Consider the following 16,668-nt stretch of genomic DNA (forward strand, 5'->3'; position numbering starts at 1 on the left):
TACATGGCAATGATTCCCGAAACCCTGGCCAACCTGAACCTGTTCGTCGATGGCGTCAGCTTCCAGGGCGATGTACCCAGCCTGACCCTGCCCAAGCTCACCCTGAAAATGGAAGAGCACCGCCCAGGCGGCATGGACATGCCGGTCGAAATGGACCAAGGCATGGAGAAACAGGAGGCGGCGTTCACCACCACCGGCGTGCGCCGCGACGCCCTGAAGTTCTTCGGCCTGGCCGATGGCAGTGGCTTCAACGGCACCTTCCGCGGCGCCTTCAAAGGCCTCAAGGGCAAGATCAATCCGGTGGTAGTGACCCTGCGCGGCGCCCTCAAGGAAGTCGATATGGGCGACTGGAAGTCCGGTGACAAAGCTGAAATCAAGCACAGCGTGGCCGTGACCTACTACAAGCTCGAAGTCGATGGCCGACTGGTCTACGAGATCGATGCGCTGGGTATGAAGCGTGTGATCAATGGTGTCGATCAACTGACTGCGCAACGCATTGCGCTCGGCCTTTAAGGAGAAGCCCATGGCTCAAGCGAAAAAACTGCCGCAATGGCTGACCCTGAGCGCTGAACGCGTCAGCGTGCAGCTGTCCCGGCCCAGCCAGGCCAACGGCGTCCAGGTCGATAGCCTGACGTTGCGCGCACCCACCGTGCGCGATATCCGCAACGCCCAGGCGGGTGGCGCCAATGATGACGAACAGCGTGAGCTGAACCTGTTCGCCTCGCTGGCCGAGGTCGGTATCAAGGACCTCGAAGGCCTGGCCCTGAAGGACTACAGCCGTCTGCAGGCGGGCTATTTTCGCCTGGTGCAGGACGACGAACTTTGACCCGGCCCGGCACAAGGCCGCTGCCAAGCGGCTGGCCAAGGAGCTGAATTTTTCCGCGAGCGAAATCATGACCATGTCGTACAGCGACATGGTCTGGTGGCTTTCGGAATGAGCAGGAGTAAGCCATGGCAGAGACAATAGGGCCATTCAACCTGGGGCTCAGCGTCAACTTCAGCCCGCCGTTGGGGGCTGCGCTTGACGCGCTGCGCATCAGCATCGATCTGTTACGCAAGCAAATGAATACCACCCGGCTCGGTCTGATTCTCGGTGCATGGACTGGTGTCCGGCCTGTGCTTGAACCGGTGCATCTAATCGGCAATTCGACCGAGCCGGATCATTTGCAGGGGCCAGGCGCACAGCGTCTGATGCTAGCGCCTGTGAACGATCAGCTGGGTCGCCTGCATCAAAACTTGACCCGGCTGGACCAGGTGATATCCGGCCTGATCTGGGTCAAGCGGCAGGATCAGCCAGCGCAGTGGCGCGCGCCTTTGAAATATTCCCCTGAGAAGAGTGCCTCACCCGTGCCAGAGCAGCGCTCCGCTGCGGGGGCGGAGCTTCTGGTGACGCTCAAGGGAGAGGATGCTGAAAAAGCCGGGAGCCAGGCGGCGCCTGCGGCAGGCGCAAATAACAAGGCTGGGATGCTCGCAGCGCTTGCGGCAGGTGCCATCATCTCTGCCCGCACGGGCTATGAAGTGAGCCAACAAGCTTCTGCATTTGGACGATTGCGGGCGTTCAAGGCTGTAAGTGACGTTTTCGGCGCAGGCGTGGTTGGCGCTGCGCTCACTGGTGGCAAGGCATTGGTCACAGGTGAGGATGGCAAGGAGAAGGTCGAGGGGGTTGCTGCGGCAGCGGGGGGATTAGGCGGGATGCTAACCGCAACAGCACTCGCAAACGCATTTTCCAAGAACAAGCGCCTTCAACGCTATGCGCCGGTGATCGGCGGCTTCGTCGGCGACATCTTGGGTGGGCTGGCAGGCGGCAAGTTGCATGATTTTTTCCAGGACGAGCCAAAGCCGACCGCATCGAATGCGTCCTCAGTTGCGCAAGCAGGTGAAGCGGGATCCGCGCCAAGCTCTGCAGGTTCGGGGCAACCGGAGCAACAAACACGCGATAAGAGAATTGAATCGGATGCGCCGTCATCGACAGTTGAATTTATCGGTATAGGCCGGTCATTCAATCCAGCGGCAGCGACAGTTTTCCCTCTGACGCCAGTCAATGGATGGTCCGCCGCTTCATTGGCCCCTTCATACATACAGGCTGGAGCGGCAAGCTTTTCCAGTGCTGAGCCAGATCTGTTGCGGACTGGCTCTGCCAAGGTCGGCTCCAGCTCACCCCTCCTCCAGCCACGCAAAGCCTGGAAAGGAATTCCAGGCCTGACACTGCTGGACACCACCCTTCAACTCGCCGAAACCTATAGCAGCGATGCCACGACTAATCAGAAGATCGAAGGCTATGGCACCGCTCTGGGCGGCTTGAGCGGAGGCTTGGCTGGTGCCGCCGCGGGCGCTGCAATCGGCTCGGTGGTGCCGGTGATCGGCACTGCTATCGGCGGGCTGGTCGGCGGCGTTTTGGGGAGCATGGGTGGCGAGCAGATTGGCGGTTGGCTGGCGAGGCTGGTGACCTCAGAAGCGCCTCCAACTGAGCAGTCTGCAGCCCAGCGCGAATCCGCCCCAGAAGCATCACCTGAAGACACGTGCCAAGCGTTGGCTGAATGTGCCAAGCAGCCCTCGTTGCCGGCCAACCCTTCGCAGACCGTGCCCGCAGCTCCCATCCCCACTATCAACCAGCAATTCACCTTCACCGCGAATATGCCGGTCACCTTCAACAACAGCCTCTATGACCCCAGCACGCTGCACCAGTTGGAGGCGATAGCCCGTGGTCAGCTGGAAGAGCTGATGCGTCAGGCCCGCGCAGTGCAGATGTTTGAAACACCCCACGTTTCAATTTGAGGACCACTCATGAACTATCAGGAACAGCTGCAGGCTGGCCTGCACGCGCTGGTCAAGGCGGGCGAAGCGGGGCGTCGGCGGGCCGACGCCATGCTCGAGCCGATGGATCAGGCCATCGACCATGTACAAGGCGCCGTCGCCAGCCTGGAGGGTCTGCCGGTAGTGGGGCCGGCGATCGGTGCGCGCCTGCAACGCAGCTTGCGCGCAATCACCTCGGCCCAGGCCAAGGTGGCCAAGGTCATCGACAAATACGATCAGACCCTCAGCGTGGTGCGCCAGGTGCGTGATCGCCTCGGCACCTTCGCCGAGCAAGTGGACAAAGCCGGGGCCGCGGTGCGTCGGGTGGTGGGGGGCGTGCGCGCGGCAGTTACCGGCGCACTCTCGACCCTGGGCTTCGCCCCCGACAGCACCCCGGCAGCGGAGGCGGTCAAGCCGTTTGCCCACCTGCTCGTGTTGCAACCGCTCAAGCCCGGCGCCGCGGCGTACTACTTCAACCTGGATACCGCCGCGTTCGACCAACTGCGGCGGCAGACTCGCTTTCGCTGGGCGGGCCAGGAGCGCCTAAGCCGCGCCAGCGCGCAACAGGCGGTGGGCCTCGGCGAGGAGACCATCAGTATCCGTGGGGCGATCTTCCCCACCTTCAAAGGCGGGCTCGGCCAGTTGCAGGCACTGCGCAGCATTGGTCGGCAATTGCTGCCGCTGTCGTTGATCAGCGGGTACGGCGAGGTGCTTGGCAACTGGTGCCTGACCAGCGTTGAAGAAGAGCAGAGCAGCCTGCTGGCCGGCGGAATCCCGCGTAAACAAACCTTCTCACTGGAGTTCATCAGCTATGGGCAAGACCTGCATGACGTCTGAGGGGGACCTGCTCGACAGCCTCTGCCAGCACTATTACGGCCACCTCAACGGCAGCGTCGAGGCAGTCCTGGCGGCCAACTACGGCTTGGCAGATGAGACTCAGCCGTATGCCGGCGGGGTGCTGATCAGTTTGCCAGACCTCCCGCACGCCGCTGCCGGCACAACGGTCCAGTTGTGGGACTGACCCTGCTTCGGAGCCACCCCCATGCAACCAAAGTTTCGTATCGTTGCCGACGGCAACGACATCACCACGCTGATCAACCAGCGCCTGCTACTGCTGCGCACCAGCGACAAGCCGGGCATGCAGTCAGATGATTTCGAACTGCGTATCGACGCCCGCGACGGCGCACTTGCATTACCTTCCCGAGGCGCCTCGATCGAGGTTCATCTCGGCTATGCCGGGCAACCGCTGACCCGGCTTGGACGCTTTACGGTCGATGAAGTCGAGCTTTCCGGCCCGCCTGACACCCTCGTCATCCGCGGCAAGGCCAGCGACCTTTGCGGCAGCGGCAAGACCACCCGCAGCGGCAGTTGGGAAGCACTGCCGCTGCAACGGATCGTCAGTGAAATTGCTGCGCGTAACGGCTGGCAGGCGGTGTGCCCGCTGACCGTGCTGGTCGCGCGGGTCGACCAGTACGCGGAGTCTGATCTGGCCTTCATCACGCGTCTGGCGCGGCTCTACGATTGCACCGCCAAACTTGCCAACGGCCAGTTGTTGGTGCTGCCTCGCCAAGCTGGCAAGAGCGCCAGCGGCAAGCCGCTTGGCGTGGTCACGCTTGACCGCAGCATGGTCAGTAAATGGCAGTTTCGGCTGGATGACCAGCAGACCCACAAGGCCGTACGTACCCGTCACCAGGACCCTGCCAGCGGCGCGCTGCAGGTGGTCGAGCTGGCTAACAGCGCGGTGTCGCCGGACGACCAGCCGGTGCATACCGACCGCCACGTCTACCCCAATCGCGCCGCTGCCGAACAGGCCGCCAGGGCGCGGCTGGCCAGCTTCAACCGTGGCACCGCCAGCCTGCGCCTGGAGATGGCCGGACGAACCGATCTGTTTACCGAGCGCAGCATCGAAACCAGCGGCTTCTGCGCCGGGCTGGACGGGCTGTACCTGATCGATTCGGTTGAACAGCTGTTCACCAACAGCGGTTGGCAGACCACGGTGCACTGCAATGGAGGCCGCGAGGGCAAATCCAACAATAAGGGCGTCGCGCCGCGGCGAGGCACGGCTATCAAGGTCTGAGCAACGTGTGCGCGGCTCATCGTTGCGGCTCAAGCCCAGGACCTCGTCCTGGGCTTTTTTGTTTAACAAGGAGGTGTAGCATGCTTACCGAAGGCCAACTCAGCCAGATATTTCCCCTCGCCGGCCAGCGGGTCGGCACCTTTCTCGCAGCGCTCAACGAAGCTTTGCCGCGTTGGCAAATCGATCATCCGAGGCGCATCGCGGCGTTTCTCGCACAGATCGGCCATGAATCCGGCCAACTGCGCTATGTGAAGGAGCTGGGTGGCGATCGCTACCTATCCCGTTACGACACCGGCAGCCTTGCGCGGCGTCTGGGTAATACGCCGCAGGCTGACGGTGATGGCCAGCTGTACTGCGGTCGCGGCCTGATTCAGATCACCGGCCGCAACAGTTATCAGGCCTGTAGCCGGGCCTTGTTTGGCGACGAGCGCTTGCTGGCGCAGCCGCAGTTGCTCGAACAACCGCGCTGGGCCTGCGAGTCGGCGGCTTGGTTCTGGCACTCACGCGGGCTCAACGCGCTGGCGGATCGCGGCGAGTTCAACCGCATCACCCGTCTTATCAATGGCGGCCTGAATGGCCTGGACGATCGCCTGGCGCTGTGGGCGCGAGCACGCGAGGTGCTCTGTTGAGCCGCAGCTGGCTGGGGCTCTGCCTGCTGCTCATGCTTGCATCCGCTTTGCTGGCCTGGCAGGTCCAGGGGTGGCGTTACGGTCGGCAGTTGGCCGACCAGGCTACCCGCCACGCCCAACAGATGCGTCAGCAGGCTGATGCACTGGCCGATCAGCTGCTCGCCGAGCGCGCCCGACAGCACGACCTGCAGCAGCGTCTACAGGCCAGCGAATCGCGATATTTTCAGGAGCTTTCCGATGCCCAACAAATTCAGGCTCGCCTGCGTGATCGGCTTGCCACTGCTGATCTGCGGTTGTCGGTCCTGGTCGAGCGCGACAGCGCTTGCGCCACTGTGCCCGCCGCCGGCGCCCCCGGCAGCGTGGATCATGGCGCCGTACGCGCCCGACTTGAGCCAGCGCATGCTCGACGAATTATCGCCATCACCGATTTCGGCGACCGCGGATTGATCACATTGCGTGCCTGCCAGGACTACGTCCGCGAACTCACACGCTGACCCCTTGTCTGACCCTCTCAGGGTGATAGGGTAGGGCGCATTCCCGTCAGGAGCCGACCATGGACCCGATCACCGTTCTTTCAAGCAGTCTGGGCGAGCACCTGCAGCAGCTCAATGCGCAGGTCACCACCGCCGAATCTTGTACCGGTGGCGGCATCGCCGAGGCCATCACGCGGGTTGCCGGCAGTTCGGCGTGGTTCGAGGCCGGCTACGTGACCTATTCCAACAGCCAGAAGACTCGCCAGTTGGGCGTGCCAGCGCAGTTCTTCGAGCAGGTGGGCGCGGTTAGCCGCGAGGTTGTCGAAGCCATGGTGCGGGGCGCGCAAGCCGCCAGTGGCGCGCGCTTTGCCGTGGCCGTCAGCGGTGTGGCCGGGCCAGGCGGCGGTTCAGCAGAGAAACCGGTCGGCACCGTCTGGCTGGCCTGGGCTGATGGCGACCGCGTCAGCAGTGTGCGCAAGCACTTTGCCGGCGACCGTGAAGCGGTGCGCCGACAAACGGTGATCGCCGCGCTAGACGGCTTGTTACAGCTTGGCACCGAGTAAATTGCCAACAGGGGTTTGCTCAGGCGCCTTGCTGTGGAATAATACTGGCTACTTATACAGTTATTCGGGCCGTCAGGGCCAGTCGATCACGTGAGGATTTCAATGGACGACAACAAGAAGCGCGCCTTGGCTGCGGCCCTGGGTCAAATCGAACGTCAATTCGGTAAAGGCGCGGTCATGCGCATGGGCGATCAGGATCGCCAGGGCATGCCTGCTATTTCCACCGGCTCGCTGGGCCTGGACATCGCGCTGGGCATTGGCGGTCTGCCGAAAGGCCGTATCGTCGAAATCTACGGCCCAGAGTCTTCGGGTAAAACCACGCTGACCCTGTCGGTCATCGCTGAAGCGCAAAAAGCCGGTGCCACCTGCGCCTTCGTCGATGCCGAGCACGCGCTGGATCCAGAGTACGCCGGCAAGCTGGGTGTCAACGTCGAAGACCTGCTGGTCTCGCAGCCGGACACCGGCGAGCAAGCGCTGGAAATCACCGACATGCTGGTGCGTTCCAACGCAGTAGACGTGATCATCATCGACTCCGTGGCAGCGCTGGTACCCAAGGCTGAAATCGAAGGCGAAATGGGCGACATGCACGTGGGTCTGCAGGCACGTCTGATGTCTCAGGCGCTGCGCAAGATCACCGGCAACATCAAGAACGCCAACTGCCTGGTCATCTTCATCAACCAGATCCGGATGAAGATCGGCGTGATGTTCGGCAGCCCGGAAACCACCACCGGTGGTAACGCGCTGAAGTTCTACGCTTCGGTACGTCTGGACATTCGCCGTACCGGCGCGGTCAAGGAAGGCGACGAAGTGGTCGGCAGCGAAACCCGCGTCAAGATCGTCAAGAACAAGGTTTCGCCGCCGTTCCGTCAGGCCGAATTCCAGATTCTGTACGGCAAGGGTATCTACCGTAACGGCGAGATCATCGACCTGGGCGTTGCCCACGGCATGATCGAGAAATCCGGTGCCTGGTACGCTTACCAGGGTAACAAGATCGGTCAGGGCAAGGCCAACGCCGCCAAGTACCTGCAAGACAACCCGGCCGTTGGTGCAGACCTCGAGAAGCAGATCCGCGACAAGCTGCTCAACCTGGGTGCTGTTGCTGCAGCGGGTAAAGCAGCCGCTGCTGCCGAGCCAGCGGGTGCCGACGCCGACGCAGAAGCTTGACCCATGCCCGCCGTACTCGACACCCCGGTTGCGGTTCGGCGGACAGCCATGGACCTGCTCGCGCGCCGCGAGCATGGTCGCGTGGAGCTGACGCGCAAGTTGCGTCAGCGCGGTGCTACAGATGACCTGATCGAGCCTGCGCTCGATCGGCTCACCGAAGACGGCTTACTCAGTGAAGCCCGTTATCTCGAGAGTTTCATTGCCTATCGTTCCAGCGCCGGTTATGGCCCTGCACGTATTCGTGAAGAGCTGACCCAGCGTGGCCTCAACCGTACTGATGTCGAGCAGGCCCTGCGTGACAGCGGGGTGAACTGGGCTTCACGGTTGCAGGATGTCTGGCAGCGCAAGTTTGCCGGGCAGCTCCCTCATGATCCGCGCACTCGCGCACAGCAAACCCGCTTTCTGGTCTACCGTGGCTTTGCCATGGACATGGTCGGCCGCCTGTTGAACGGCCGAGACCTGGACGACTACTAAGTCGCCCTATTCAGCTTGCCTTCAGCGCTTGGCGGGCTCGTTGAGTGGTTTGTATCGGCTCTGGCCTGGCCCAGTTTTCGCTAAGGTTGATAAAGTCGATCAGCTCCCGCAAGCGTCCCTGGTCACGCCCGGTGAAGGCGAAGGTGAGCCGGGTCAGATGATCAAAGCTATCCACTTCGTGTTCTGCGCTGGCATCGGCTTGCTGCTGGAATGTGCCGCTCAGGCGTAGATCGGCAAATGCCTCCTGGGCGTCGAACAGCGCGGCCTCGCTGAGCGGGTGATGCATGCGAATGACGAATTGATTCTTCAGCCAGCGGCTGGAGTGGTAGTTGTTGTAGAACTGGGTGATCTCTTCCACCGCCTCGTCAGCGCTGTGCACCAGCCGCACCAACTTCAGGTCACGGGGCAGAATGTAGTGGTTCTCTTCAAGTTGCCGGCTGATAAACGCCAGGCAATCTCGCCAGAACGTCCCTCCGGGAGAGTCCAGCAGCACTACCGGCACCAATGGGCTTTTGCCGGTCTGGATCAGGGTCAGGACTTCCAGTGCCTCATCGAGCGTGCCGAAGCCGCCGGGGCAGAGCACCAAGCCGTCCGCTTCCTTGACGAAGAACAGCTTGCGGATGAAGAAGAAGTGGAACGGCAGCAGTTTGTCGGTGCCATCGACGGTGGCATTGGCGTGTTGCTCGAAGGGCAGGGTGATATTGAATCCCAGGCTGTTCTCGGTGCCGGCACCCTCGTGTGCCGCGGCCATGATGCCGCCGCCGGCACCAGTGATCACCATCAGCTCATTGCGCGTCAGGCAGGCACCCAGTTCGCGGGCGAGGGCGTACATCGGGTGCTCCAGCGGCGTGCGCGCGGAGCCGAATACGGTGACTTTGCGCCGACCACGGTAGCGCTCGAGGGTGCGAAAGGCGTGGTCGAGTTCGCGCAGGGCCTGAAGGGTGATCTTGGCGTTCCAGCGGTTGCTGTCGTCCTGTGCCATGCGCAGCACGGTCAGCATCATGTCGCGGTAGAGCGGCAGGTTGGTGCTGTTGGGAGCCACCTGTTGTAGCTGTAGGTCGATGTTGCTCAGATCGATGCCGCTGTTCTTGAAGTGGGTCAACAGAAGCTCGTTGGCTTGGTAGGGCATACAACTCCTCCTTGTGCAGCAGGACCTTCAGTGCCGGTTTCTACCAGGCGGCGCATGGGCCGGGCTTGGCAAAAAGGCACAAGGGCTGAATAACAATTTAGACGTTGTGGCGTGATCGTGCTGGAGCAGTCCGCTGGTCGGGACGCGAGCCACTGCCAGTGCGATGCTGTTCACTTGAAGTGCGGGGCAGTCACTTGCAACCAGCAGCACAGCGCCAGGCGCGGGAGGTGGCCAGATGCATCGTTTGGTTATCGAAGTCGACCAACAGCTATACCGGCTGCTGGAAAACGCTGCGCGCGCGCATCACTGGAGTCTGGAAGTCGAGTGTCGGCGCCGGTTGGGCGGCGCAGAAGGGCACTCGAGGTATCTGCAGGCGTTGCTGGCAGAGTTGCGCGCCGAAGACGAGCAGCGGCGCGCCAAGTGAGGCCGTCAGCGGCAGACGATCACTTCTTCTTGTTGCCGGCCGTGCAGCTGGCAGCATCAAAGGCCTGGTCCATGACCGGACTGTTGCTCTTGTACACCGTGAAGCGGTAAACCAGCACCGCGCCTTTGGACAGCAACTGACGGTAGCCATTGTTGCGGCAAACGCTGTCGCCCAGCTGGCTGCGCACCTGCTGCGGGTTGCTCTGCATGCGCTCGGCATGCTCCTGGCGTACGCTCAGGTGGTTGATCAGCGCTTTACCTTCAACGGTGTAACCCTGATCGAGGATGTCTTCGTTGATAGCGCGAGGGGTGCCGACGCTGCTTTCCTTGGCGACCTTCTGCAACAACTGAGTCAACTCATACTCTTGCTTGGACGCGGCCTGGGCTGCGATGGGCAACATGAGCAGCAGGCTCAAGGTCGGGACGATAACACGCAGCATGGATCTCTCCTGATTCAATGACTGGCGCTTTGACCGGCACCTGCGGCTGGCGTTCCGTTGGCGCCGAGTGCTTGATTATAAGGCGCGCAGGCGCTGCACGGCAAAACAGCGCTGCTCTGATAGACTGGCGCCTTCGATTTGTGCCGAGTTGTTGAAGTGATCATCGTTAATCTGTCCTGCGGTGTGGCCTCGTGAGCCATGCGGTGGCGCGGCTGCGCGCCGAGCGCCTGGCCCGTAGCGTCAAACCCTTTGTAGCCCGTGGTTCGCGCGCGGTGCGCTGCGCCCACTGTCGGGTCATTGCCAGTCACTGCCTGTGTGCGCTGAAGCCTGCCGTCACGGCTGAAGCGGGCGTGTGCCTGCTGATGCATGACACCGAGCCATTGAAACCGACCAATACCGGTTGGTTGATCGCTGATTTGATCGAAGACACCGCGGCCTTCGGCTGGCAGCGCACGGCGGTCGATCCCGCCTTGTTGGCGCTGCTGGAACAGCCGCAGTGGCAACCCTACATCGTCTTCCCCGGCGAGTTCGTCGCCGAGCAGCGGGTGGTCAATGAGGTCAGCCTGCCGCCCGGCAAGCGTCCGCTGTTCATCCTGCTCGACGCGACCTGGACCGAAGCGCGCAAGATGTTCCGTAAAAGCCCGTATCTGGACAGCTTCCCGGTGCTCAGCCTGGAAGCCGAACAGATGTCGCGCTACCGGCTGCGCCGCTCCAAGCGCGATGATCACTTCTGCACTGCCGAAGTGGCGGCGATGTGCCTGGAACTGGCTGGTGACGTGCGTGCGGCGCAAGCACTGGATGCCTATCTGGACGTGTTCAGCTTGCATTACCTGAGCGCCAAGCGGCATCTGCCGCTGGACCTGCAGGATGAACCGCATCAGCGCTTGCATACCTTTCTATAGTCCAAGGGGCAGCCGGCCGGGTTTGCTTCATAATGACGAGCACCGTGCCTCGGCACAGAACAGGATCGATTGATCGATGGCCACTTACGAAATCCTCATCGCTGATGACCACCCGCTGTTTCGCAGCGCCTTGCGCCAGGCGGTCACGCTGGGCCTGGGCCCGGACGTGCGGCTGGTCGAGGTGGCGAGCATCGCCGAGCTGGAAACCCACCTCGGCGACAAGTCCGACTGGGATCTGGTCCTGCTCGACCTGAACATGCCAGGCGCTTATGGCTTCTCCGGCCTGGTTCTGCTGCGCGGGCAGTATCCGCAGATTCCGGTAGTGATGGTCTCGGCCCAGGAAGAAGCGGCGGTGGTGGTCAAGTCGCGCGAGTTTGGCGCCAGTGGCTTCATTCCCAAGTCGAGCACCCTCGAGCAGATCCAGGACGCCGTGCAAAAAGTTCTTGATGGTGAGGTGTGGTGGCCGCCACAGGCATTCGAGAAAGTCGATGTTTCAGCCGAAGCCAAAGCCGCCAGTGAAGGCCTGGCAAGCCTCACGCCGCAGCAGTTCAGGGTGCTTACCATGGTTTGCGAAGGTTTGCTGAACAAGCAGATTGCCTACGAGCTGAGCGTCTCCGAGGCGACCATCAAGGCCCACGTCACGGCGATCTTCCGCAAGCTCGGCGTGCGTACCCGTACCCAGGCCGCGCTGCTGCTGCAACAGCTTGAATCAGTTGCCAGCAATTAAAACCTGCGGCTTCACGCTTTTTTGACCCGGCTCCGGCTAGCCTTCTGGCCTTTTTCTCGTGAAGTGACACCCATGTCGCCATTCAAAGGCCAGACCGGCCTTAAACGTATCTTCAACGCCGCCGGCTATTCGCTGGATGGGCTGCGCGCAGCATTCAAAGGCGAAGCGGCCTTTCGCCAACTGGTGCTGCTCAATGTGGTGCTGGTGCCAACTGCCTTCTGGCTGCCGGTCAGCCGCGCCGAGCGGGCCATCATGATTGCCGTGTGCATGCTCGGGCTGATCGTCGAGCTGTTCAATTCGGCGATCGAAGCGGCCATCGACCGCATCTCGCTGGACCGCCACCCGCTGTCGAAAAACGCCAAGGACATGGGTAGCGCTGCCCAGTTCGTGTCGCTGTTGATGGTGGCGCTGGTCTGGGGCGTGATCCTGCTCTAGGCAATCGGCGGTAGGACGATCTCGTCGCTGCGACGCACACCGGCGGTGAAGTTGCGGCACAGTTCAAGAAACTCGCGCATGGCTGAGGTCTGGTACTTCTGCTTGTGCCAGATGAAGTAGAACTGCCGCGACAGATCCAGCTCCGGTGTTTCCACGGCGACCAGGCTGCCACGGCGAAATGCATCGCGCAGGGCCAGCCGCGAGATACAGCCAATGCCCAGCCCCGACTCGACTGCGCGCTTGATCGCTTCGGTGTGTTCAAGCTCAAGGCGGATGTTCAGGTTGGCGCGGTGGTGGCGCATTTCCTGATCGAACGTCAGCCGCGTGCCCGAGCCCTGCTCGCGCAGGATCCACGCCTCCTGGGACAGTGTGGCAATGTCTGCCCGGCCAGCCTTGGCCAGTGGATGCTGCGGTGCGCAGAACACCACCAGCTCGTCCTCGACCCACGGCTGCACCTCAAGGTCGGGGTGGTTGCAGTCACCTTCGATCAGACCCAGATCAATTTCGTAGTGGGCAACCTGTTGCACAATGTGCGCAGTGTTCTGTACATGCAGTTTGACCTGGCTCTCCGGATGCATCTGCATGAAGCTGCCGATCAGCAAGGTTGCCAAGTAATTGCCGATGGTCAGGGTTGCCCCCACCGACAGCGAGCCGAAACCGGACTTGCCGTTGAGCAGGTCTTCGATTTCCTTGGCCTGGTCGAGCAGGGCCACTGCCTGGGGCAGCAATTGGTGACCCAGTGCATTGAGGCTCAGGCGTTTGCCGGCGCGGTCGAACAACTGGCAGCTGGACTGGCGCTCCAGTTCGGTCACCGAAGTACTGGCCGCCGATTGCGATAAGGCCAGTACGCCGGCGGCTTTGGACACGCTCTGGTGCTGGGCTACCGCGACAAAAACCTGCAGTTGACGAAGTGTAAAACGCATATCTATATAACCGATAAGACATATCTTGATAATCAACTTAACAGATATCGTCGCTGCCCCTAAACTATTGCGTAACTGTGCGCTTGGTCCGCGCTGCGTCTTTCTTCAGGAGCCACCTTAGATGAGCAACATGAACCACGAACGTGTCCTCAGTGTTCACCACTGGAATGACACCCTGTTCAGCTTCAAGTGCACCCGCGATCCGGGCCTGCGCTTCGAGAACGGTCAGTTCGTGATGATCGGTCTGCAGCAAGAAACCGGCCGTCCGCTCATGCGCGCCTATTCGATTGCCTCGCCGAACTGGGAAGAGCATCTGGAGTTCTTCAGCATCAAGGTGCCGGATGGCCCGCTGACCTCGCAGCTGCAGCACCTCAAGGAAGGCGATGAGATCATCATCAGCAAAAAGCCTACCGGCACCCTGGTACTGGATGACCTGAACCCGGGCAAGCACCTGTACCTGCTCAGCACCGGCACTGGCCTGGCGCCGTTCATGAGCGTCATTCAGGACCCGGAAACCTACGAGCGCTTTGAAAAAGTGATCCTGGTTCACGGTGTGCGCTACGTGAATGAAGTCGCCTACCGCGAGTTCATCACCGAGCACCTGCCGCAGAACGAGTTCTTCGGTGAGGCGGTACGTGACAAGCTGATCTACTATCCAACCGTTACCCGCGAGCCGTTTGAAAACGAAGGCCGCCTGACCGACCTGATGCGTAGCGGCAAGCTGTTCAGCGACATTGGCCTGCCACCGATCAACCCGCAGGACGACCGTGCGATGATCTGCGGTAGCCCAAGCATGCTCGACGAAACCAGCGAAGTGCTCGATAGCTTCGGTCTGAAGGTTTCGGCGCGGATGCGCGAGCCGGGTGACTACCTGATCGAGCGCGCTTTCGTCGAAAAGTAAGGCGAGCGCGACAAAAAACGCAGACCGAGGTCTGCGTTTTTTTATGCCTGAGATTTGCCCGGTGGCCGCCTGCGGTCAGCTGTCGAGGGTGACTTCCAGCACCTGGATCCGGTCCAGTTGCGGGTAGTGCCAGCGTACCTGTACATCCCAGAACTTGACCCCGTAGACGCGCTCCGGTGGCGGTACCTGGTAGGCCGGACGCGGGTCCTGGGCCAGACACTGCTCAATCAGCTCAACCAGCGGCTCACCCAGGCGCAGCGCGTGCTCACGGGCTTGCAGCAAGGCCGCGTCAGCCCAGGCCACGCTGATCGGTGCAGGCGCCGCGCTGGCCATCAGGTTGATCGCATCGCTGACGCAATCTGCGTAGGGCACGTACGGCTTGATATCCAGCACTGGCGTGCCGTCGAGCAGGTCGATCCCGGACAGCAACAAGCGCCCAGGCTCTACCCCTTCCAGGCGCACCACTGACTGGCCGATACCGTTGGGCCGATGCGTGGCGCGGGTGGCGAACACGCCCATGCTCTTGTTGCCGCCCAAGCGGGGAGGGCGGACCTTGAGCCGTGGCTTGTCTTCCAGCGCCTGGTGAAACAGAAACAGCAGCCAGACATGGCTGACCTGCTCCAGGCCTGCCACCGCATCACCCTGATCGAACGGCGGCAACAGCTCGAGCACGCCCCGCGCCGCCAATGCCAGCTGAGGCTGGCGGGGGATGGCGAACTTCTCCTTGAAGCAGGAGCGGACAATGCCAACCGGCGCAACGCTATGCTGCATGCTCACTCAGCCGTGCACGCGCTGGGTCAGGCCCTTGAGGAAATTGCGCAGCAGTTGGTCGCCGCACGGGCGGTAATTGTCATGGCCAGCCTTGCGGAACAGGGCGCTCAGCTCTGGCTTGGTCACCGGGAAGTCGACCGACTTCAGAATCGCGTGCATGTCGTCTTCTTTAAGCTCGAAGGCGACCCGTAGTTTTTTCAGGACGGCGTTGTTGGTCACCGGTACTTCGATCGGCTGCGGTGGGCGCGACTCGTCGCGGCCGCGGCGATGGATCACCAGGCCATCGAGGAAGTGCGCCATGACTGCGTCCGGGCAACGCACATAGCCTTCCTCTTCTTCTTTCTTCATGTAGCTTGCGACTTCGTCGGCGGACACGGTAAGGCCGGACAGGCCGACGATCTCGATGATCTTGGCGTCATTGACCTTGAGCATGTAGCGCATGCTGCGCAGGACGTCATTGTGGTTCATTGTTGCAAATCCTGTTCAAAGCCGCGCCGAGCTGGCGCGGCGGTATTCCTTAGAAACGTTCGGTTGCTGCTACGTAGCGCCATTGGCCCAGCGGCAGCTTGCCCATCGACACACCGCCGACGCGGATGCGGCGCATGCTGACGATCTCCAGCTTCAGGCTGGCGCACAGGTCGCTGATATCGCCGCGCTGCGGGTTCTTCACAACCATGCGCAGGTGGGTTTCGTTCTGCCAGCTGGCCTTGGCCTTGGGCAGTTCGCGATCATTGCGCGACACGCCACGGGCAAGCCGCTCAAAGGCTTGCGGGGTGGCTTCACCGCGCACCTCGATGATGAATTCCTGCTCGAGCTTGCGCAGGTCGCGCTCGATCTTGCCGCTGACCTTCCAGTCCTGGGTGAACAACTGCAAGCCGCTGACGCCGCGCTCCAGCGGCGCCATGCAGGTCAGGCGGGTGAAGTGGCTGTGCAACGGGCGCACATCCTGGCTGTGGGCTTCGCTGAGGGTAGCCATGACCATGCTCGCGCGGGCGCTTTCCGGGTCCATCCCGGCGGGTTGATTGAGCAGCAAGGTCACCAGTGCCGGCGCCTCGGCGCGGGCCCCTGGCAGCAGGGCGACCTGCTGGCCCTCGACCTTGAACTGGGGCTGCTCGACGACCACGCCATCCACCGTCACCCAGCCGCCTTCGATGTACTGCTCGGCCTCGCGGCGGGAGCAGCCGAGTTGCTCGATGAGGCGTTTGGACAGGCGTACGGGTTCAGACATGGAGACGATTCGCTAAAGGCAGATTAAGACCTGCCATTGTACCTGCCCGCGCGTTGTTGAGGGCCGGGAATCTGCTGCTTTAACGGTGTTTGTCAGCACCGTGGTCGCCACTGCGGTCGCGCAGACGAAGGTGCAGCAAGGGATACGGCTGACCGAGGCCGTCCTGCTCCGAGCGTCCGATAATTGCAAAGCCCTCGTGCAGGTAAAAGCCCAGCGCCTGCGGGTTTTGCTCGTTGACGTCCAGATGGTCGGCGTTCAGTTCGCTGATGGCGTGGCGCAGCAGGCGCTTGCCGACACCTTTACCGCGGTGCTCGGGGCCGACGAAGAGCATGGCGACCTGACCATTGGCGACCCCGGCGAAGCCGAGAATGCGCTGACGCACGTCCATGCAGCAGATCAGCATGACCGCATCGAGGTACTTGGCCAGGATGTGATCGCGCAGCAGCAGGATGTAGGCATCCGGGAGAAAGTCGTGGGTGGCGCGGACCGAAGCTTCCCAGACGCGGATCAGTTCCGGGTAGTCGCTGGCGCGAGGGGTTTGCAGGGTGAACAGGGCTGGCATCGCGGCAGTCTCTGGTGCTGATTGCAGAACTATAGATGCTTAGTGCAGGCTTTG

23 protein-coding genes are annotated in these 16,668 nt (G+C 62.0%); 16 read left to right on the forward strand and 7 right to left on the reverse strand.

All coding sequences use genetic code 11. The annotated features are described in order from the left end of the window. The first annotated feature begins 3 nt into the window (after positions 1-3). The 11 genes from AC58X1_RS15935 (at position 4) to recX (ending at position 8,173) form a co-directional block, all read left to right on the forward strand. Positions 4-513 (forward strand): phage major tail tube protein, encoded by a 510-nt coding sequence (locus AC58X1_RS15935; protein WP_101317328.1) that lies wholly within the window; start codon positions 4-6, stop codon positions 511-513. A 10-nt stretch (positions 514-523) separates the two neighbouring features. Beyond that, entirely contained in the window at positions 524-826 is a 303-nt protein-coding gene (locus tag AC58X1_RS15940; RefSeq protein WP_497429140.1) for a phage tail assembly protein, read from the forward strand. Positions 827-951: 125 nt separating this feature from the next. Continuing rightward, on the forward strand, positions 952-2,775 hold the full coding sequence (locus AC58X1_RS15945) for a hypothetical protein (protein WP_497429141.1): 1,824 nt from the start codon (positions 952-954) through the stop codon (positions 2,773-2,775). 9 nt (positions 2,776-2,784) lie between these two features. Beyond that, positions 2,785-3,630 (forward strand): phage tail protein, encoded by an 846-nt coding sequence (locus AC58X1_RS15950; RefSeq protein WP_101317334.1) that lies wholly within the window; start codon positions 2,785-2,787, stop codon positions 3,628-3,630. Continuing rightward, complete coding sequence (locus AC58X1_RS15955) at positions 3,605-3,814, forward strand: tail protein X (protein ID WP_497429142.1); 210 nt, start codon at positions 3,605-3,607, stop codon at positions 3,812-3,814. Before AC58X1_RS15950 ends, AC58X1_RS15955 begins: the two co-directional genes overlap by 26 nt. Positions 3,815-3,835: 21 nt before the next feature. Further along, the gene (locus tag AC58X1_RS15960) at positions 3,836-4,870 is read left to right on the forward strand and encodes a phage late control D family protein (RefSeq protein WP_497429143.1); all 1,035 of its coding nucleotides are present in this window, start codon (positions 3,836-3,838) and stop codon (positions 4,868-4,870) included. 80 nt (positions 4,871-4,950) lie between these two features. Further along, positions 4,951-5,499 carry a glycoside hydrolase family 19 protein gene (locus tag AC58X1_RS15965; protein ID WP_101317340.1) on the forward strand — a complete coding sequence of 183 codons (549 nt, stop codon included), beginning with the start codon at positions 4,951-4,953 and terminating at the stop codon, positions 5,497-5,499. Next, positions 5,496-5,993, forward strand: coding sequence for a lysis system i-spanin subunit Rz (locus AC58X1_RS15970; protein WP_497429144.1), 498 nt, complete (start codon positions 5,496-5,498; stop codon positions 5,991-5,993). The genes AC58X1_RS15965 and AC58X1_RS15970 overlap by 4 nt, the downstream gene beginning before the upstream one ends. 59 nt (positions 5,994-6,052) lie before the next feature. Further along, positions 6,053-6,535: a CinA family protein gene (locus tag AC58X1_RS15975; protein WP_497429145.1), complete on the forward strand. Its 483-nt coding sequence runs from the start codon at positions 6,053-6,055 to the stop codon at positions 6,533-6,535. A gap of 102 nt (positions 6,536-6,637) precedes the next feature. Continuing rightward, positions 6,638-7,699, forward strand: a complete 1,062-nt coding sequence (gene recA / locus AC58X1_RS15980; protein ID WP_101317346.1) for a recombinase RecA — start codon at positions 6,638-6,640, stop codon at positions 7,697-7,699. Positions 7,700-7,702: 3 nt separating this feature from the next. Further along, the gene (gene recX / locus AC58X1_RS15985) at positions 7,703-8,173 is read left to right on the forward strand and encodes a recombination regulator RecX (protein WP_312388499.1); all 471 of its coding nucleotides are present in this window, start codon (positions 7,703-7,705) and stop codon (positions 8,171-8,173) included. A 10-nt stretch (positions 8,174-8,183) separates the two neighbouring features. Here recX and AC58X1_RS15990 read toward each other — a convergent pair whose 3' ends face one another. Beyond that, positions 8,184-9,302 (reverse strand): LOG family protein, encoded by a 1,119-nt coding sequence (locus AC58X1_RS15990; RefSeq protein WP_150572006.1) that lies wholly within the window; start codon positions 9,300-9,302, stop codon positions 8,184-8,186. Between the two features lie 235 nt (positions 9,303-9,537). Between AC58X1_RS15990 and AC58X1_RS15995 the strand changes: the two genes are divergently transcribed. Next, on the forward strand, positions 9,538-9,726 hold the full coding sequence (locus AC58X1_RS15995) for a hypothetical protein (RefSeq protein ID WP_101317353.1): 189 nt from the start codon (positions 9,538-9,540) through the stop codon (positions 9,724-9,726). Between the two features lie 19 nt (positions 9,727-9,745). Here AC58X1_RS15995 and AC58X1_RS16000 read toward each other — a convergent pair whose 3' ends face one another. Continuing rightward, positions 9,746-10,165 (reverse strand): quorum-sensing-regulated virulence factor family protein, encoded by a 420-nt coding sequence (locus AC58X1_RS16000; protein ID WP_101317355.1) that lies wholly within the window; start codon positions 10,163-10,165, stop codon positions 9,746-9,748. A 191-nt stretch (positions 10,166-10,356) separates the two neighbouring features. On the opposite strand from AC58X1_RS16000, the gene AC58X1_RS16005 reads away from it, so the two are divergent. The 3 genes from AC58X1_RS16005 to AC58X1_RS16015 all read left to right on the forward strand — a co-directional run bounded on the left by AC58X1_RS16005 (position 10,357) and on the right by AC58X1_RS16015 (position 12,229). After that, complete coding sequence (locus AC58X1_RS16005; protein ID WP_497429146.1) at positions 10,357-11,067, forward strand: tRNA-uridine aminocarboxypropyltransferase; 711 nt, start codon at positions 10,357-10,359, stop codon at positions 11,065-11,067. A gap of 76 nt (positions 11,068-11,143) precedes the next feature. After that, entirely contained in the window at positions 11,144-11,794 is a 651-nt protein-coding gene (gene erdR, locus AC58X1_RS16010) for a response regulator transcription factor ErdR (protein ID WP_101317359.1), read from the forward strand. A 72-nt stretch (positions 11,795-11,866) separates the two neighbouring features. After that, positions 11,867-12,229 (forward strand): diacylglycerol kinase, encoded by a 363-nt coding sequence (locus AC58X1_RS16015; protein ID WP_101317361.1) that lies wholly within the window; start codon positions 11,867-11,869, stop codon positions 12,227-12,229. Here the strand turns inward: AC58X1_RS16015 and finR are convergent. Then, complete coding sequence (gene finR / locus AC58X1_RS16020) at positions 12,226-13,152, reverse strand: LysR family transcriptional regulator FinR (RefSeq protein ID WP_101317363.1); 927 nt, start codon at positions 13,150-13,152, stop codon at positions 12,226-12,228. The genes AC58X1_RS16015 and finR overlap by 4 nt on opposite strands. A gap of 121 nt (positions 13,153-13,273) precedes the next feature. On the opposite strand from finR, the gene fpr reads away from it, so the two are divergent. Next, a complete protein-coding gene (fpr, locus tag AC58X1_RS16025) occupies positions 13,274-14,053 on the forward strand; it encodes a ferredoxin-NADP reductase (protein ID WP_101317365.1) in 780 nt (259 codons plus the stop codon). A gap of 75 nt (positions 14,054-14,128) precedes the next feature. On the opposite strand, the gene tsaA is transcribed toward fpr, so the two are convergent. The 4 genes from tsaA to AC58X1_RS16045 form a co-directional block, all read right to left on the reverse strand. Next, a complete protein-coding gene (gene tsaA / locus AC58X1_RS16030; RefSeq protein ID WP_188035544.1) occupies positions 14,129-14,824 on the reverse strand; it encodes a tRNA (N6-threonylcarbamoyladenosine(37)-N6)-methyltransferase TrmO in 696 nt (231 codons plus the stop codon). Positions 14,825-14,830: 6 nt separating this feature from the next. Beyond that, entirely contained in the window at positions 14,831-15,292 is a 462-nt protein-coding gene (locus AC58X1_RS16035) for a YehS family protein (protein WP_101317369.1), read from the reverse strand. A 49-nt stretch (positions 15,293-15,341) separates the two neighbouring features. Then, a complete protein-coding gene (locus tag AC58X1_RS16040; RefSeq protein WP_101317371.1) occupies positions 15,342-16,052 on the reverse strand; it encodes an rRNA pseudouridine synthase in 711 nt (236 codons plus the stop codon). Positions 16,053-16,131: 79 nt separating this feature from the next. Next, positions 16,132-16,614 carry a GNAT family N-acetyltransferase gene (locus AC58X1_RS16045; protein ID WP_188035545.1) on the reverse strand — a complete coding sequence of 161 codons (483 nt, stop codon included), beginning with the start codon at positions 16,612-16,614 and terminating at the stop codon, positions 16,132-16,134. Positions 16,615-16,668 lie beyond the last annotated feature (54 nt).

This window comes from Pseudomonas sp. PGPR N4, assembly GCF_059693665.1.

What these genes read in the sequence shown, in the direction of transcription:
- AC58X1_RS15935 (WP_101317328.1), top strand. Translation starts at nt 4, where the DNA reads ATGGCAATGATTCCCGAAACCCTGGCCAACCTGAACCTGTTCGTCGAT.
- AC58X1_RS15940 (WP_497429140.1), top strand. Translation starts at nt 524, where the DNA reads ATGGCTCAAGCGAAAAAACTGCCGCAATGGCTGACCCTGAGCGCTGAA.
- AC58X1_RS15945 (WP_497429141.1), top strand. Translation starts at nt 952, where the DNA reads ATGGCAGAGACAATAGGGCCATTCAACCTGGGGCTCAGCGTCAACTTC.
- AC58X1_RS15950 (WP_101317334.1), top strand. Translation starts at nt 2,785, where the DNA reads ATGAACTATCAGGAACAGCTGCAGGCTGGCCTGCACGCGCTGGTCAAG.
- AC58X1_RS15955 (WP_497429142.1), top strand. Translation starts at nt 3,605, where the DNA reads ATGGGCAAGACCTGCATGACGTCTGAGGGGGACCTGCTCGACAGCCTC.
- AC58X1_RS15960 (WP_497429143.1), top strand. Translation starts at nt 3,836, where the DNA reads ATGCAACCAAAGTTTCGTATCGTTGCCGACGGCAACGACATCACCACG.
- AC58X1_RS15965 (WP_101317340.1), top strand. Translation starts at nt 4,951, where the DNA reads ATGCTTACCGAAGGCCAACTCAGCCAGATATTTCCCCTCGCCGGCCAG.
- AC58X1_RS15975 (WP_497429145.1), top strand. Translation starts at nt 6,053, where the DNA reads ATGGACCCGATCACCGTTCTTTCAAGCAGTCTGGGCGAGCACCTGCAG.
- recA (WP_101317346.1), top strand. Translation starts at nt 6,638, where the DNA reads ATGGACGACAACAAGAAGCGCGCCTTGGCTGCGGCCCTGGGTCAAATC.
- recX (WP_312388499.1), top strand. Translation starts at nt 7,703, where the DNA reads ATGCCCGCCGTACTCGACACCCCGGTTGCGGTTCGGCGGACAGCCATG.
- AC58X1_RS15990 (WP_150572006.1), bottom strand. Translation starts at nt 9,302, where the DNA reads ATGCCCTACCAAGCCAACGAGCTTCTGTTGACCCACTTCAAGAACAGC.
- AC58X1_RS15995 (WP_101317353.1), top strand. Translation starts at nt 9,538, where the DNA reads ATGCATCGTTTGGTTATCGAAGTCGACCAACAGCTATACCGGCTGCTG.
- AC58X1_RS16000 (WP_101317355.1), bottom strand. Translation starts at nt 10,165, where the DNA reads ATGCTGCGTGTTATCGTCCCGACCTTGAGCCTGCTGCTCATGTTGCCC.
- erdR (WP_101317359.1), top strand. Translation starts at nt 11,144, where the DNA reads ATGGCCACTTACGAAATCCTCATCGCTGATGACCACCCGCTGTTTCGC.
- AC58X1_RS16015 (WP_101317361.1), top strand. Translation starts at nt 11,867, where the DNA reads ATGTCGCCATTCAAAGGCCAGACCGGCCTTAAACGTATCTTCAACGCC.
- finR (WP_101317363.1), bottom strand. Translation starts at nt 13,152, where the DNA reads ATGCGTTTTACACTTCGTCAACTGCAGGTTTTTGTCGCGGTAGCCCAG.
- fpr (WP_101317365.1), top strand. Translation starts at nt 13,274, where the DNA reads ATGAGCAACATGAACCACGAACGTGTCCTCAGTGTTCACCACTGGAAT.
- tsaA (WP_188035544.1), bottom strand. Translation starts at nt 14,824, where the DNA reads ATGCAGCATAGCGTTGCGCCGGTTGGCATTGTCCGCTCCTGCTTCAAG.
- AC58X1_RS16035 (WP_101317369.1), bottom strand. Translation starts at nt 15,292, where the DNA reads ATGAACCACAATGACGTCCTGCGCAGCATGCGCTACATGCTCAAGGTC.
- AC58X1_RS16040 (WP_101317371.1), bottom strand. Translation starts at nt 16,052, where the DNA reads ATGTCTGAACCCGTACGCCTGTCCAAACGCCTCATCGAGCAACTCGGC.
- AC58X1_RS16045 (WP_188035545.1), bottom strand. Translation starts at nt 16,614, where the DNA reads ATGCCAGCCCTGTTCACCCTGCAAACCCCTCGCGCCAGCGACTACCCG.